The organism is Sulfitobacter sp. THAF37 (assembly GCF_009363555.1).
Classification (GTDB): Bacteria; Pseudomonadota; Alphaproteobacteria; order Rhodobacterales; family Rhodobacteraceae; genus Sulfitobacter.
In genome coordinates this window covers 2,776,796-2,792,815 of record NZ_CP045372.1, presented here as the reverse complement: position 1 = coordinate 2,792,815, position 16,020 = coordinate 2,776,796, and the positions used below count along the sequence as shown (strand labels likewise).

General features: G+C 65.0%; 13 protein-coding genes. 4 read left to right on the top strand and 9 right to left on the bottom strand.

Translation table 11 applies throughout. From position 1 onward, the window contains the following. Window positions 1-22: 22 nt before the first annotated feature. From pgi to zwf, 3 genes are read right to left on the bottom strand one after another with little or no spacing between them, the layout of a single operon-like run. Window positions 23-1,615 (bottom strand): glucose-6-phosphate isomerase, encoded by a 1,593-nt coding sequence (gene pgi, locus FIU94_RS13665; protein ID WP_152466311.1) that lies wholly within the window; start codon window positions 1,613-1,615, stop codon window positions 23-25. After that, window positions 1,612-2,283 carry a 6-phosphogluconolactonase gene (gene pgl / locus FIU94_RS13660; RefSeq protein ID WP_152466310.1) on the bottom strand — a complete coding sequence of 224 codons (672 nt, stop codon included), beginning with the start codon at window positions 2,281-2,283 and terminating at the stop codon, window positions 1,612-1,614. Before pgl ends, pgi begins: the two co-directional genes overlap by 4 nt. Then, entirely contained in the window at window positions 2,280-3,746 is a 1,467-nt protein-coding gene (zwf, locus tag FIU94_RS13655) for a glucose-6-phosphate dehydrogenase (protein ID WP_152467061.1), read from the bottom strand. The genes pgl and zwf overlap by 4 nt, the downstream gene beginning before the upstream one ends. A 232-nt stretch (window positions 3,747-3,978) precedes the next feature. On the opposite strand from zwf, the gene FIU94_RS13650 reads away from it, so the two are divergent. Next, a complete protein-coding gene (locus FIU94_RS13650; RefSeq protein WP_152466309.1) occupies window positions 3,979-4,938 on the top strand; it encodes a radical SAM protein in 960 nt (319 codons plus the stop codon). Between the two features lie 178 nt (window positions 4,939-5,116). On the opposite strand, the gene FIU94_RS13645 is transcribed toward FIU94_RS13650, so the two are convergent. Continuing rightward, window positions 5,117-5,398: an usg protein gene (locus FIU94_RS13645; RefSeq protein ID WP_152466308.1), complete on the bottom strand. Its 282-nt coding sequence runs from the start codon at window positions 5,396-5,398 to the stop codon at window positions 5,117-5,119. A gap of 193 nt (window positions 5,399-5,591) precedes the next feature. Between FIU94_RS13645 and gyrA the strand changes: the two genes are divergently transcribed. Beyond that, on the top strand, window positions 5,592-8,354 hold the full coding sequence (gene gyrA, locus FIU94_RS13640; protein ID WP_152466307.1) for a DNA gyrase subunit A: 2,763 nt from the start codon (window positions 5,592-5,594) through the stop codon (window positions 8,352-8,354). A 258-nt stretch (window positions 8,355-8,612) separates the two neighbouring features. Here gyrA and FIU94_RS13635 read toward each other — a convergent pair whose 3' ends face one another. From FIU94_RS13635 to FIU94_RS13620, 4 genes are all read right to left on the bottom strand, one after another. Beyond that, entirely contained in the window at window positions 8,613-8,954 is a 342-nt protein-coding gene (locus FIU94_RS13635; protein WP_152466306.1) for a hypothetical protein, read from the bottom strand. 161 nt (window positions 8,955-9,115) lie between these two features. Beyond that, the gene (locus tag FIU94_RS13630; RefSeq protein WP_152466305.1) at window positions 9,116-10,591 is read right to left on the bottom strand and encodes a carboxypeptidase M32; all 1,476 of its coding nucleotides are present in this window, start codon (window positions 10,589-10,591) and stop codon (window positions 9,116-9,118) included. Continuing rightward, window positions 10,588-11,742 (bottom strand): heme A synthase, encoded by a 1,155-nt coding sequence (gene ctaA, locus FIU94_RS13625; RefSeq protein WP_152466304.1) that lies wholly within the window; start codon window positions 11,740-11,742, stop codon window positions 10,588-10,590. Before ctaA ends, FIU94_RS13630 begins: the two co-directional genes overlap by 4 nt. Before the next feature lie 740 nt (window positions 11,743-12,482). After that, a complete protein-coding gene (locus tag FIU94_RS13620) occupies window positions 12,483-13,238 on the bottom strand; it encodes an RNA methyltransferase (RefSeq protein ID WP_152466303.1) in 756 nt (251 codons plus the stop codon). A gap of 101 nt (window positions 13,239-13,339) precedes the next feature. Here FIU94_RS13620 and FIU94_RS13615 point away from each other — a divergent pair, with 101 nt between their 5' ends. After that, the gene (locus tag FIU94_RS13615) at window positions 13,340-13,960 is read left to right on the top strand and encodes a thiamine phosphate synthase (protein ID WP_152466302.1); all 621 of its coding nucleotides are present in this window, start codon (window positions 13,340-13,342) and stop codon (window positions 13,958-13,960) included. A gap of 25 nt (window positions 13,961-13,985) precedes the next feature. On the opposite strand, the gene FIU94_RS13610 is transcribed toward FIU94_RS13615, so the two are convergent. Next, entirely contained in the window at window positions 13,986-15,176 is a 1,191-nt protein-coding gene (locus FIU94_RS13610; protein ID WP_152466301.1) for a HupE/UreJ family protein, read from the bottom strand. Between FIU94_RS13610 and FIU94_RS13605 the strand changes: the two genes are divergently transcribed. Continuing rightward, window positions 15,175-15,993 carry a DUF4198 domain-containing protein gene (locus FIU94_RS13605; protein WP_152466300.1) on the top strand — a complete coding sequence of 273 codons (819 nt, stop codon included), beginning with the start codon at window positions 15,175-15,177 and terminating at the stop codon, window positions 15,991-15,993. The two genes, FIU94_RS13610 and FIU94_RS13605, sit on opposite strands and share 2 nt — an antisense overlap. Window positions 15,994-16,020: the final 27 nt, after the last annotated feature.

Below are 16,020 nucleotides of genomic sequence, written 5' to 3'. Positions count from 1 at the left end.
TTTGGGGCATAAAGAAGCCGGGTCAGCTCCGGTGTTTCAGGATGTAGTCCACCAGGGCGGCGGTGGAGCCGTCCTTGTCACTTGGGGGCTCATTGCCTTCCACGATGGGTTGCAGCGAGGTGGCCAGTTCCTTGCCCAGTTCCACCCCCCATTGATCGTAGGAGTTGATGTCCAGGATCACCCCTTCGACGAAGACGCGGTGTTCGTAGAGCGCGATGATCTGGCCCAGCGTGAAGGGGTCGAGCAGCGGGTAGATCAGCGTGGTGGAGGGCCGGTTGCCGGGGAACACCCGGTGCCGGGCCTGGCGTTCCAGTTCTTCTCCGTCAAGCCCTTTGGCCGCCATCCTCTGCCGGGCCTCGTCGAGGGACCGGCCCCGCATCAGCGCCTCGGACTGTGCAAGGCAATTGGACAGCAATAGCTGGTGATGATGGGCCAGGTCCGGCTCGTGACCGTTGGCTGCGACCAGGAATTCGCAGGGCACGACCCGGGTGCCCTGATGAATGAGCTGGTAGAAGGCGTGCTGGCCGTTGGTGCCTGCCGCCCCCCAGACCACCGGGCCGGTGTGGTGCGCGGCATCCGTGCCGTCCATGCGGACCGATTTGCCGTTACTCTCCATCTCCAGCTGCTGAAGATAGTCGGGCAGCATACGCAGCCGCTGATCGTAGGGCAGCACGGCGCGGGTGGCGTGGCCCAGCACCTGGTTGTGCCAGATCCCCACCAGCGCCAGCAGCATGGGCATGTTTTCCTGCGGGTCGGCGGCGCGGAAATGCCGGTCCATCGCCTGTCCGCCGCGCAGGAACGCGTCGAAGGCCCCGGGCCCGATCGCGATCATCAGGGACAGCCCGATCGGCCCCCACATGGAATAGCGCCCCCCGACCCAGTCCTCGAAGCCGAAGACCCGCGCCGGGTCGATGCCGAACTGCGCGGTCTTGTCCCCGGCGGTGCTGAGTGCTGCGAACTGCCGGGCGGGGTCGCCGCCGTGGTCGGTCATCCAGGCCTTGGCGGTGCGGGCGTTTGTCATGGTCTCGATGGTGGTGAAGGTCTTGGAGGCCACGATCACCAGCGTTGTCCTTGCATCCAGCCCGCGCAGGGTGTCGGCGATATGCGCGCCGTCCACGTTCGACACGAAATGGCAGCGCGGCCCGTCGTGGTAAGGGGCCAGCGCCGCCACCGCCATCGCGGGGCCGAGGTCGGAGCCGCCGATGCCGATGTTCACCACGTCGGTGATGTCGCTGCCGCGCACCGCGTCGGCGTAGTCGCGCATTCTGGCCAGAGTGTCGCGCACGCCGGGCATCACGTCCTGCCCGTCCACCATCACCGGCCCGCCATCGAGGTTGCGCAGGGCGGTATGCAGCACCGCGCGGCCCTCGGTCCAGTTGATCGTCTCGCCCGCGAACATCGCGTCGCGCCGCGCGGCCACGCCGGCCGCCTCTGCCAGCGCGATCAGATCGGCGCGGGTGTCGGTGTCGATGTTGGTCTTTGCATAGTCGAAATGCAGGTTCTCCAGCGTGACGGAGAAATCCCGCGCCCTGCCCGCGTCTTCGAACAATGTCAGCAGCGGGCGGTCTGCCGCGGCCCCGGCGCGGCGGTTCAGTTTGTCCCAGATCGGTGTCATGCGGCCCAATGTACCTCTGCGCTGTTGAGAACGGTGGCGATCGGCGCCTCTTCGGGGGGCAGGTTTTCGGCCCGTTCCAGCGCCGCGCGCTTGGCATCGCCGAAAATCACCACATGGGTCGACATGGCCCCGCGCAACACATGCGCCGGCAAGGTGACGCGGGCGATATCCTGCCCTGCCACATGCACGGGGCAAAGGTTGGGTGCCCCGCTGGCCATCGCGGCCGCCACCCCGTCGGCCCCCGGAAACAGCGAGGCGGTGTGCATGTCCTCGCCCATGCCCAGCACCAGCAGCGACAGGGGCAGTTCGGCGTCCAGCGTGGGCGCCAGCGCCGCCGCGCCGGTTTCGGCGTCCATGCCGGGCTGGAAAAAGGGGATGAAGCGCGCCGCCCCGGCGTGGCCTGTCATCAGCCGGTCCCGCACCAGCGCGCCGTTGGACCGGTCGTCGTTTTCGGACACCCAGCGTTCGTCGGTCAGCATCACATGCACGCGGTCCCAATCCAGCGCGGTACCGCTGAGCATGTCAAAGATCGGCCCCGGCGTGGTCCCGCCGGGCACCGCGAAGGAGGCGAGCTCATGGGTCATCAGGCATTTCTTCAGCTCGCCCGCCAGCCGGTTCGCCACCTTCATCGCCAGGATTTCCCGGTCGGGATATTCGATCAGGTTCATGGGGTTACCTCCCGCCATTCGCGGCCATCGCGCCGCATCAGTTCATTGGCATAATCCGGCCCCGCGGACCCGCTGTCATAGGGTTTGGGCACATCGTTGCGCGACTCCCACCCCTGAATGATCGGGTCGGTCCAGGCCCAGGCGGCTTCGACCTCGTCGCCGCGCATGAACAGGGTCTGGTTGCCGCGCATCACGTCCATGATCAGCCGCTCGTAGGCGTCCACCTGATCCGCGTCCTCGCCCAGGGCCTCGGCAAAGCTCATGTCCAGCGGCACGTCGATCAGCCGCATGCCGCCCGGCCCCGGCTCCTTGATGGTCACGCCCAGTGTAATCCCTTCGTTCGGCTGCAGGCGGATCGACAGCACGTTGCGGTGCCGGCCCGCATCCTCGCCAAAGATCGAATGCGGGGTTTCCTTGAACACCACCGTGATCTCGGACGACCGCGCAGACAACCGCTTGCCCGTGCGCAGATAGAAGGGCGTCCCGGCCCACCGCCAGTTGCTGATATGGGTCTTGAGCGCCACGAAGCTTTCGGTGCGCGACCGGGGCGCATCGACGGCCTCGCGGTAGGAGGGCATCTTTTGTTCATTGCCTTCCTCGGCCAGGTACTGACCGCGCACGATATGGTGCGGCAGCACCGGGTCGAGCGCGCGGATCACCTTGAGCTTTTCGTCGCGCACCGCGTCGGGGGCGAACCGCGCGGGCGGTTCCATCGCGATCAGGCACAGCAGCTGCATCAGGTGGTTCTGGACCATGTCCCGCATGGCGCCCGCCTTGTCATAGTATTCGCCCCTGCCCCCGACACCGACGGTTTCGGCCACCGTGATCTGGATATGGTCGATGAACTGGGCGTTCCACAACGGCTCGAACAGCATGTTGCCGAACCGGACCGCCATCAGGTTCTGTACCGTCTCCTTGCCCAGATAATGGTCGATCCGGTAGATCTGGTCCTCGTTGAAATAGGTCGCCAGCGTGGCGTTCAGCGCATGGGCGCTTTCCAGATCGCGGCCGAACGGTTTTTCCACGACGATGCGGGCATCCTTGTCGGCCATGCCCCAGTGCTGAAGCCGTTCGGCCAGTTCCCCGAACAGCGTGGGCGACACCGAGAAATAATAGGCCTCTGTCCGGCCCTTGCCCTTCATCATCTCCTGCAGCTCGGCCCAGCCCGCATCCCCCAGCGCGTCGATGGGGGTGTATTCGATCCGGTCCAGAAAATCCTTCAGGGACTGCGCGGTGTACTGGAAATCGCCGCCGAACTCCTTGATCGCCCCTGCCACCATCTCGCGGTAGCCGTCCCGGTCCAGGTCGGTCCGTGCCGCCCCGATGACGCGCGATTCCGCCGGCATCTGCCCCGCAACGAAGCGGCGAAAGAGGCCCGGCAGGATCTTGCGCTGCGCAAGATCGCCGGTACCGCCGAAAATGACAAGGTCGAACGGATCGACGGGAATCACCCGGCTGACCATATTCGGCAGCCTGTCTCTGGTCTGGGTCATGGTGCCCCCCGCGGTTTGTCAGCTACTGTTCTACGCGCCACTGTTCCTGACGCTGTTCTTCCTAACGGCATTGTTAGCGCTACCATACTCGTAAATCCGGGCATCACAAGGTCGTGCACCGCCCACGGACAAGACTTTTCATGTCCTGCCCGATCGCTTAGCACAGGGAACAGCATCCGTAACGATCAGACAAGGACCTATCATGAAAGATATGGCCCCCGCCAAGGGGCGGGCGAACCAGGGCAAGTTCAGCGATCCTGCAGTGACCGCCAAGGGCGAGCCGCGCGCGCGGGTCGCGCTGACGCACCCGCAAACGCTGTGGTTCAACACCGGGACGCTTTGCAATATCGAATGCGCGAACTGCTATATCGACTCCTCGCCCACGAACGACGCGCTGGTCTACATCACCGCGGACGAGGTCCGCGACTATCTCGATCAGCTTGAGGCGCGGGACTGGCGCGTGCGCGAAATCGCCTTTACCGGCGGCGAACCCTTCATGAATCCCCAGATGATCGAGATGACCGAAGCGGCGCTGGCGCGCGGCTATGACGTGCTGATCCTGACAAACGCCATGCGCCCGATGATGCGCAAGACCATGCAGGAGGGCATCAAGCGTTTGAACGCGGCACATCCCGGCAAGCTGACGCTGCGGATCTCTGTCGATCACCACGATCCGGCGCTGCATGACGCCGAGCGCGGCGAAGGCTCCTTTGCCAAGACCCTCACCGGCATGAAATGGCTGCGGGACAACGGCATTCGCATGGCCATCGCCGGGCGCTCGGTCTTTGCGGACAGCGAAGCGCAGAGCCGCGCGGGCTATGCGGCCTTCTTTGCCGAGCACGGCTTCGACATCGACGCGCATGACCCCGGCATGACGGTGCTGTTTCCCGAAATGGACGAACGCATCGACGTGCCCGAGATCACCACCGCCTGCTGGGGCATATTGGACAAGTCGCCCGACGCGGTCATGTGTGCGTCATCCCGCATGGTGGTCAAGCGCAAGGGCGCCGAGAAACCTGCCGTGCTGGCCTGCACCCTGCTGCCCTATTCCCCCGAATTCGAACTGGGCACCACCCTGGCCGAGGCCGAAGGCGACGTGTCCCTGAACCACCCCCATTGCGCCAAGTTCTGCGTGCTGGGCGGGGCCAGCTGCTCGGCCTAGCTCAGACATTCAGAGACGGATGACATGCCCGCCGCGCGGGTCGGCGCGGCGCTGGGGCCTTCATGCGCCCGGACGGTCATCCAGTCGCCCCCCCCTGCCGCGAGGCATTTCCGGGCCGCCGTGATCCGCTTCTCGATTTCGCCCGGCCCCCACCGACACAACGTCGCCTGGCGATACGCTAATGAAGGATGAATTCCCCCACCTGATTGCGCCACTCACCGGGGCCGATCAGCTTGCGATGGGTAAAACGCACCGAATGCAGCGCGCCGTCGATCTTTTCCTGCCAGAATTCGACGAAACCGAACAACTTGGGATGATCCGGCGCCAGGTCGTAATCCTGCCAGATGTAGGAGTTCAGAACATGGGTGTAATCCGGCATCCGGTAAAAGAACTCCGCCGTCGTCAATCCGTATCCTTTGAGCATCATTTCGGTTTCGCTGGGACTGGGCGTCTGGGCCATCTGGGACCTCTCCTTGCTGCTGCACTGCAACGATCATGCCGGGAATGAATTACTTTTCAACAAAAACAGTGTGTTGGCACTCCGTCTCAATGGCTGCCAGAGATCGCGGGGTATCCCGCATTGCACCTGATATGCCCCATCTGCTATAAAAAATCACAACATTTAGATCGCCATCAGAAGCAGAGCAGACAACGTGAACGACACGCCGGAAACCCCTGAAAACGAAGACGAAATGCCGCCAGAGCGGCCCGAATTCGACGGCCCGTCCGTGACCATCGAAGACGAGATGCGCACGTCCTATCTGGATTACGCCATGTCGGTCATCGTCAGCCGCGCCATCCCGGACCTGCGCGACGGGCTCAAACCCGTGCACCGGCGCATCCTCTACGCCATGCACGAGACCGGAAACACCCACGACAAATCCTACCGCAAGTCTGCCCGTCCGGTGGGCGACGTCATGGGCCAGTACCACCCGCACGGCGACAGCGCGATCTACGACGCCCTGGTGCGCATGGCGCAGGATTTCTCCATGTCGCTGCCGCTGCTCGACGGTCAGGGCAACTTCGGCTCCATGGACGGGGACAACCCCGCGGCCATGCGCTATACCGAGGTGCGGATGGACAAGCCCGCAGCCTATCTTCTGGCCGACATCGACAAGGAAACCGTCGATTTTCAGGACAACTACGATGGCAAGCAGCAGGAACCCTCGGTCCTGCCCGCCCGTTTCCCGAACATGCTGGTCAACGGCGCGGGGGGCATCGCGGTCGGCATGGCCACGAACATCCCGCCGCACAATCTGGGCGAGGTGATCGACGCCTGTCTTGCCCTGATCGAAGACCCGGATCTGACCTCCGAGCAGCTGATCGACTATGTGCCCGGCCCGGATTTTCCGACGGGGGGCATCATGCTGGGCCGGTCCGGTGCGCGAAAGGCCTATCTGGAAGGGCGCGGCAGCGTGATCGTGCGGTCGAAAACCCGCGTCGAAGAGCTGCGCAAGGACCGCTGGGCCATCGTCATCGACGAAATCCCCTATCAGGTGAACAAGGCCACGATGATCGAACGCATCGCGGAACAGGCCCGTGAAAAGCGGATCGAGGGGATTGCCCACGTTCAGGACGAATCCGACCGCAACGGTGTGCGCGTGGTGATCGAACTCAAACGCGACGCGACCGCCGAGGTGGTGATGAACCAGCTGTACCGGTTCACGCCGATGCAGACGTCCTTTGGCTGCAACATGCTGGCGCTGAACGGCGGACGGCCCGAAACCCTCACGCTGCGCCGCTTCCTCACCTGCTTTATCGACTTCCGCGAAGACGTGGTGGCGCGGCGCACCGCCTACCTGCTGCGCAAGGCGCGCGACCGCAGCCATATCCTGTGCGGTCTGGCCGTGGCAGTGACCAACATCGACGAGGTGGTCGCCACCATCCGCAGCTCCGCCGACGCCGCCGAGGCGCGCGAAAAGCTGATGACCCGGCGCTGGCCTGCGCAGGACATCCTGCCCTATATCGCGCTGATCGACGATCCGACCCATACCGCCAACGACGACGGCACCTATAACCTCAGCGAAGCGCAGGCGCGGGCGATTCTGGAACTGCGGCTGCAGCGCCTGACCCAGATCGGCGTGAAGGAAGTCACCGACGAACTGGAAGAACTGGCTGGCAAGATCAAGGAATACCTTGAGATTCTCGGCTCGCGCGAGCGGATCATGGGCATCATCGCCGACGAGCTGCGCGAGGTGAAAGACCTCTTCGCCGTCCCCCGCCGCACCGAGATCGTGGACTGGTCCGGCGACATGGAGGACGAGGACCTGATCGCACGCGAAGACATGGTCGTGACCGTGACGTCGGGCGGCTATATCAAGCGGACCCCGCTGGCCGATTTCCGCAGCCAGCGCCGCGGCGGCAAGGGGCTGTCGGGCGGCGGGCTGAAAGAGGATGACGTTGTCACCACGCTCTTTGTGGCCAACACCCATACGCAATTGCTGTTCTTCACAACCGAAGGCATGGTCTACAAGCTCAAGACCTGGCGCCTGCCGCAGGGCAGCCGCACCTCCAAGGGCAAGGCGATCGTCAATATCCTGCCCATCCCCACGGGGGTCTCCATCGCGGCGATCATGCCGGTGGACCGGGACGAGGACGAATGGGACGATCTTCAGGTCGTCTTTGCCACCGACCACGGCACCGTCCGGCGCAACAAGCTTTCCGATTTCACCAACGTCAAATCGAACGGCAAGATCGCGATGAAGTTCGAGGGCGAAAGCGAGGGCTGGAAGCTGATCAATGCCCGCATCGCGTCGAACGACGACAACGTGATGCTGACCACCAATTCCGGGCGGGCGATCCGGTTCCGCGCCGATGACGTGCGCGTCTTCAACTCCCGCGCGTCGACCGGGGTACGCGGGGTCAAGCTTGCGGGCAACGACCGCGTCGTGTCGATGTCGGTGATCCGCCATTTCGACGCGACCTCGGACGAACGCGCCGCCTATCTCAAGATGCGCCGCGCCATGGCTGGCATTGCCGACGACGCCGAGATCGAGGATGAAGACGAAGGCAACGCAAACGCGATCCTCCCGATGGAGCGGTACGTGGAGATGTCCGAGGCCGAGAACCTGATCCTGACCATCACCGCCGGGGGCGCGGGCAAACTCAGCTCGTCCCACGATTATCCGCTGCGCGGCCGGGGCGGCATGGGTGTCACAGCCTGGGACAAGCGGATGCAGACCGGCGACATCGTCGCCTCCTTCCCTGTCGAGATGGACGACCAGATCATGTTGGCCACCTCCAAGGGGCAGTCGATCCGGGTCCCCGTCGATGGCATCTCCTTCCGGTCCCGCTCCGCCGGGGGGGTAAAGGTATTCAACACCGGCAAGGGCGAAGAGGTCGTCAGCGTCGCATGGATCGCGGACCAGGGCGATGCGGATGTTGACGACGACGGCACCGAAACACCGGTCGATTGATCCTTGCGGGGTCCGGCGGCAAGCGTCGGCGGATCACCCGGACAGCAGAAAAACGCGCCTCCGGTCCCGGTCGGGGGCGCTTTTTTGTCTGCGTCTGTTTGGGCGCGGCGGCTGATCGGCAAACGGTCACGCCGTAAGACGGCTGAAAAGTAAAACGGCTGAAACCCCTGAATCGGCACGAAAAAACCCCCGCACTCATCTGCGCGGGGGTTTCATCTGCTTCGCGCGCGCGCCCCGCTTGGGGCGGCGGCTGACTTATTAGTCTACGGTCGTTGTCGTGGTCGTGCCCGAGCTGCCGTCATTGGCGGCCAGGACGATCAGCGCCAGAGCTGCGCCTGCGACAGCAGCACCAGTGCCAAGGCCGGCACCGGCATCAAAGAGCGACCCACCGCTAGGCTGGATGCAACGACGCGCAAGTACGCCGTCGATGGTTGTGGGTGCCGTGCAGGCGTAGATCTGGCCATTGGTACCCTGAACGTTGGTGGGGTAGCCCTCAACGCCGGAGTTACCCAGAACTGCGGCCTGAGTGGTGGTTTGTGCGGAGGCACCTGCGGCGACGGTCATCGCGACAGCTGCGGTGAGTGCGAAAATCTTCTTCATCTGGACCAAACTCCCAAGAGTATTTCTGTTCACAGCCCTTATGGCATGTATCAAAAGGCACTGAAAGTCCTGTATTCAATTCAACGGCCGATTGCACCTGCTGATACCGAATTGCCGCACATTTATTAGGACATACTTGGCGAAAAAATGCTCATCGGGACCTACAGGCCATAAATTCCAGAGAATTTCCTGCGCAGATAGCCCAGCAGCGGCGACTCGGACGGCGGATGCCCGGTGGCCTGTTCGATCACCTCGCGCGGTTCCATCAGCCCGCCGTGGGTCTGGACCGCCGCGCGCAGCCAGCCGGTGGCGCTGCCCGTCTCGCCCCGCGCGAGTTCGGCATCGAGATTGGGCAGTGCCGCGCGCATCGCCTCGTGCAGGCATCCGGCATAGACATTCCCCAGCGAATAGGTCGGGAAGTAGCCCAACAGGCCCACCGACCAATGCACATCCTGCAGGACCCCGTTCGAGGGTCTGTCCACCGGATAGCCGAAATCGGCTTCGAACCGGTCGTTCCACGCCGCCTCAAGGTCGGACACCTGCAGATCGTGCGAGACCAGGGCGCGTTCCAGGTCAAAGCGCAGCATGACATGCAGATTGTACTGCAATTCGTCCGCTTCGGTCCGGATGTACCCGTCGCTGACCCGGTTCACGACCCTGTAGAACGTGTCGGCGTCGGGGATGCCGAAGTCGCCGAAGGCCTCCGTCATCTGCCCGAACAGCCACCCGGTGAAGGCGCGGCTGCGGCCGATCTGGTTTTCGTAGATCCGGCTCTGGCTTTCGTGCACGCCCATGGACACGCCCCGGCCCAGCGGGGTCAGCAGAAAGGCCCGGTCGATTCCCTGCTCGTAGGCCGCGTGGCCGACCTCGTGGATGGTGGAATAAAAGCAGTTGAACGGGTCCGCGGGGTTGGTCCTGGTGGTGATCCGCACGTCCAGCCCCGAGCCCGAGGAGAACGGATGCACCGCCTTGTCCACCCGGCCCATCGACATATCGTAGCCAAAGGTCTTGGCCAGATGCCGGGTCAGCTTCATCTGCGCGGCTTCGTCGAACAGACCTTCCAGCTTCGGCGGTGCCTCAGCGGCCCGGACCGCGGCGCGCAACTCGCTCAGCTCGGGGCGCAATGCGTCGAACATCGCCGCGATCTGGTCGCCGGTGGTGCCCGGCTCGTAGTCCTGCAACATCGCGTCATAGACATCGCCCGCCGTGGCCAGCGCCTGACCTTCCTCGCGTTTCAGCGCGATCACCTCGGTCAGCGTCGGCACGAAGGCAGAGAAATCATCCGCCGCCCGCGCTTCGGCCCAGATGCCCTGCGCCTCCGAGGTGACACGGGCAATCCGCGCCGCCAGCTGCGCCGGCACCTTGGTGGCACGCTCATGGTCCCGGCGGATGTGGCGCAGGTTGGCACGGCCCACGGGATCGAGTGTGCTGTCGTCGATCCCGGCCAGCCAATCCGCAACGCGCGGGTCCACCCGGCGTGCGTGCAACACCGATTCCATCGCTGCCATCTCTTCCGCCCGCTGGGCCGCCGCGCCCCGCGGCATCATGGTTTCCTGGTCCCAGCCCAGACGCCCGGCCACCTGTGCCAGGGCTTCGGTCTCGCGCTGATGGGCCATCAGGTCGTCATAGGCGGTCATGGGCGATTACCTCTCAGGGATGTTGCAACAGGATAGGCCGACAGAAAGCGCGCCCGCAGGATCAGCACCCAGAGCACGACAGCCAGCGCCTGATGCGGCAGCGCGATGTGAACCGGGGCGGCATAAAGCACCGTGGTGATGCCCAGCACGATCTGCAGGGCCAGCGCCGCCATCACGGCGTTGAAGGCGAACCGGGTGGTCGCATGTGCCGACCGCCGCCCGCGCAACCAGACGACAATGCCGAACACCAGCAGAAGGTAGCCGGTCACGCGGTGGATGAACTGCACCAGCCCCGGATTTTCAAAGAAGTTGCGCCATGCGGGCGTGAGGTTGAAGGCGTCCGGCGGAAAGACCTGCCCCTGCATCAGCGGCCAGTCGATAAAATAGCGGCCCGCGTCGATTCCCGCCACCAGCGCCCCCAGCAGAATCTGCAGAAACGCCAGATGCAGCAGCCCCGTCGCCATGCCGAACTGTTTCGGTTCCTTGGCGCGGCGGGCCTGGATCAGGTCGCGCTCGGACCGGCCCAGCATCAGGATGTACCAGGTGATGAAACCCATGATGACAAAGGCAAGGCCAAGGTGCGTCGCCAACCGGTAGCTGGCGACGTCGGTCACGCCTTCGCCGCTGGTCACACCCGATGACACCATCCACCAGCCGATGGCCCCCTGCGCGCCCCCCAGCGCCCCGAGCAACAACAGACGCCCGTGCCAGCCTGCCGGGACCTGTCGGCGCAGGGCGAACCAGCCGTATCCCAGCGCCCAGACCAGCCCGATCACGCGGCCCAGCTGCCTGTGCCCCCATTCCCACCAGTAGATCCTTTTGAAATCAGACAGTTCCATCCAGGAGTTCTGAACCTGGAATTCGTCGATGGCCTGGTATTTCTCGAACTCCGACTGCCAGTGCGCCTCGCTCAGGGGCGGCAGCGCCCCGGTCACGGGCCGCCATTCGGTGATCGACAGGCCTGAATCGGTCAGCCGGGTCATGCCGCCCACCGCGATCATGACAAAGACGAGGGCAAAGAGGACCATCAGCCAGATCCGCATCGCACGGCGGCCGGCGCCCCTGCCCCTGTCGATGACCCCGGTCTGGACCACGGGCCGTGTCGGACCGGTTTCGGCCACGTCTTCAAACAACTTGCGTTTTTCAGCCATATTCCGCCTCGGTTGCTGGTTGGTGTCTTGGTAGGTCACGCAGCGGGCAAGGTCCAGTGCGGCACGGCGTTTCGCGGCGGGGTCCGGTGTCGCACCCTTGGGAACGGGATGTGACCCGTGGCGGTATACGGGCAGTGAGGCCGGGCGGATCATCCACAACCCGAAGGGGCGCGACGCTGCACATGGAACCCAACGCGGCGCAGGGGCCGCAGGGACGCATTCTGATCGTCAGGGTGCCCGGGGCGTTGCGGTGCGAAATTACTGTCCGAAATGAATGTGTGCGATCGTCGCAACAGCGCGAGAACAGCCACGCCACCTGTCGCGAACAGACGCATGCCGAACAGACACAGGCCGGACAGACACATGCCGGACAGACACATGCCGGACAGACACATGCCGGACAGACACATGCCGGACAGACACATGTCGGACAGACACATGTCCATGAAGACATGTCATTTTTGACATGTCTTCATGGACATGTGATCCCGCACGCGACGTCATCGTTGCACGCGACGTCATCGTTGCACGCGGCGTCATCGGTGCATGCGACGCCGTCGTTGCACGCGACGTCATCGTTGCATGCGGCGTCATCGTTGAACGCGACATCATCGTTGTACGCGACGTCATCGGTACAGACTGTAGTATCCTCGCTGACGGCAGTTCGCCCCGGCTGGCCCGATGGAGATCGAAACCGCCGCCGCATCCTCCCGGCACGGCATCGCCCGACCCGGTCCGGCCTACTCCCCCCGCTCCTTCCAGCGCACCATCTGGCGCATCATCCCGTGCAGCATCTGCACGTCGGCCCGCGTCATCGGCATCCGCGACCACATGTTGCGCAGGTTCAGCTTCATCGAACCGACCTTGTGCGCCGGAAAGAAGAAACCAGCCTCCTCCAGCCGGTCCTCGTAATGCGCCGCCAGGTGCTCGACCTCCTGCCCGCTGGCCCAGTCGGTGCCCGCCATTTCGGTCGTCACCGCCGCGACCTCCGCCGTGGCACGCCGCCATTCGTATCCCATCAGCAAGACGCATTGCGCAAGGTTGAGCGAGGGGAACGCAGGGTTCACCGGCACCGACACGATGGCATTGGCCCGCGCCACGTCCTCGTTCTCAAGCCCCGCGCGCTCCGGCCCGAACATCACCGCGACCCGCTGGCCTTCGGAAATGCGGCGCGCGGCTTCGGACATCGCCGCCTCGGGGGCGTATACCGGCTTGGTCATGTCGCGCCCCCGCGCGGTGGTGGCCAGCACGAAATCGCAGTCGGCCAGCGCATCGGGCAGATCCGGGCACAGCCGCGCCGCGTCCAGCAGCCGCCCCGCGCCCGAGGCCATCGCCACCGCCGAAGGGTTCGGCCAGCCGTCCCGCGGTGCCACGACCCGCATGTGATCCAGCCCGAAGTTCCACATCGCCCGCGCGGCGGCGCCGATGTTCTCGCCCATCTGGGGGCGCACCAGCACAAAGGCCGGGATGGACGGGGGGCTGACGGGCTGGCTCATGCGGGCCTCTTACCGGCGCCTCCGCCGCCCCGCAAGAAAGGTTTTCATTTCCCTGCGGCTTGGGGTACCCAGACCGCCAGAGACCGCAAAGGACCGCCGCGATGGACACCCCGGAAAAGCCGCAGATCTACCTGATCACCCCGCCTGAAATCGAACTGGGCACCTTCCCCGACCGCCTTGCCTCGGTGCTCGATGCGCATCCGGTGGCCTGTGTCCGGCTGGCCCTGTCCACCCGCGACGAAGACCGCCTGTCCCGCGCCGCCGACGCCCTGCGCGACGTGACCCATACCCGCGACGTGGCGCTGGTGATCTCGGACCACCTGCTGATGGTCGAACGGCTGGGGCTGGACGGCGTCCACCTGAACGACGCCGCCCGCAGCGTGCGCCACGCCCGCAAGGAACTGGGCGAGGACGCCATCGTCGGCAGCTTCTGCGGCCCCTCCAAGCACGAAGGCATGGCCGCCGGCGAAGCGGGCGCCGATTACATCAGCTTCGGCCCCGTGCAGCCCTCGGCGCTGGGCGACGGCAGCCATGCGGAAACCGCCCTTTTCCAATGGTGGTCCGAAGTGATCGAAGTGCCGGTGGTGGCCGAAGGCGCGCTTGACGCGCAGATGGTGCGGACCCTGGCGCCCTTTACCGATTTCTTCGGCATCGGTGACGAAATCTGGAAGGCGGAGGATCCCGTCGCGGCCCTGGGCGGGTTTATCGCCGACATGGGCTGAAACACCGCAGGACCGCGGGGGCGCGCTACAGCAACACGCGCTCCACCACCCAATACGCCCCGATCAGCGCGATGAGCAACGACCCCGTTACCGAAACGGCACGGAACATCACCGGGTATTCCGTGACCAGCTCTTCCTGCCCTTCCAGCTGCGCCCGCCGCGCCGCCAGAACCGCCCCCCACAGCAACAGCGCGGCGAGGGCAATGACGGCCAGCTGACCCAGCTCCACGCCCAGGTTGAACCCGATGAGCGCCGGGACGAACTGGCCGGGCGGCAGCCCGAACTCTCCCAGCACCGACGCAAACCCCAGCCCGTGCAGCAGGCCGAAGCCGAAAATCACCAGGGGCCGCCACCGGCTCAGCCGGTGGAAAAAGATGTTCTCGACGGCGACATAGACGATCGAGGCGGCGATCAGCGGCTCCACGATCTCGGCCGGGACCCGCACCAGCCCCAGCGCCCCCAATGCCAGCGTCACCGTATGCGCCAGGGTGAATGCCGACACCTGCCAGACCAGCGGCCGCAGCTGCGTCGACAACAGGAACAGCCCCAGCACGAACAGGATATGATCCAGCCCCTTGGGCAGGATGTGATCGAACCCTACCCGGATGTAGCCGATGAAGGTGCTCAGCCCGCTCTGCTCGGCACCGCCTTGCAGCGCGATCTCGGGGCTGCTGTCGCCCCCGTCGAGATAGCCGGTAAAGGGTTCGTCGACCCCCTGCTGGCGCAACACCAGCGCCCCGCCCCCGTCCGGCCAGCTGACCTGCACCACCTCGGCCCTCGGGTCCACCGTGCCGCGCAATGTCCAGTCCGCCAGCCGCGCGAATTCGGGGCCGATGTCCTCGTCCATCCGGATCCGCGCGCTGCGCAATGGCACCGGCGCGCCGTCGGCGCTCAGCAGCGGCAGCGCGTTCCACCGCTCCAGCAGCGCCGGCAGCCGGGTGACGATCTGTTCGGGCGGCAGGGCCCGCAGGGTGTCATAGCTTTCGGCATTCTCCGCGTTGTCGGTATCGTCCATGCCGTCCAGGTCGATGCCCGCCAGAAAGGCATCCGGATTGATGCGCAGCACCAGCTCGGCCGTGTCGCCGTTCACCGTGAGATCCGCAATCGTCGGTTGCAGCTCATGCGCCTGCGCGCGCAGCGCCAGCACTATCAGCGCACTTGACAAAAGCAGTGTCGCTGCCAGCTTTGAAAGCATCCTAGTGAAAGTGTGTTGCATGTACCTGTCCCGACTTCTTCTGCCCGCCGCCCTCTGTGCCCTGCCTCTGGCACCGGCCCTGTCCCATGAATTCTGGATCGAACCGCTCGACTATCAAGTCGAGAATGGCGGCACCATACAGGGCGATTTCAAGAATGGTGAGGAATTCATCGGCAACACGCTCTCCCATTTCAACAAAAGCACCCATCTTTACGTGATGGTCGCGGATGGCGTGGGCACCCGGCTCAAGCCCCGGGCGGGCGACCGCCCCGCGCTGAACGTGGAGGCCCCGGTCGACGATGCGCTGGTGGCCGTGGTCTACGAATCGACACCGCAATACGTGACCTACCGGGAGTGGGAGAAGTTCGTCCGCTTCACCGAGCACAAGGGTTTCGCGGACGCCCTGGCCACGCACGAAGCCAACGGCTGGAGCAAGGAGCGCGTGCGCGAACGCTATACCCGCCACGTCAAGGCGCTCATCGGGGTGGGAACCGGTGCTGGCGCCGACCAGACGGTGGGCCTTGCGACCGAATTCACGGCGCTGACCAACCCCTATGATGCAGAGTTCCAGGGCCCGATGGAGGTCAAGCTGACCTACGGCGGCGCCCCCCGCCCCGACGCGCAGGTCGAGGTCTTTGACCGCGCGCCCGACGACAGCGTCAGCATCACCCTGCACCGCACCGACGCGCAAGGCATCGCCCGGATTCCCGTCACCCCCGGTCACGAATATCTCTTTGACGCCGTGGTCCTGCGCGAGGCCCCGGACGCGGGCGAAACCGAAGATGCGCCGGTCTGGGAAACGCTCTGGGCGGCGCTGAGCTTCGAAGTGCCGCAATGACGGCGGCATAACGTCTTGCGCCCGCCG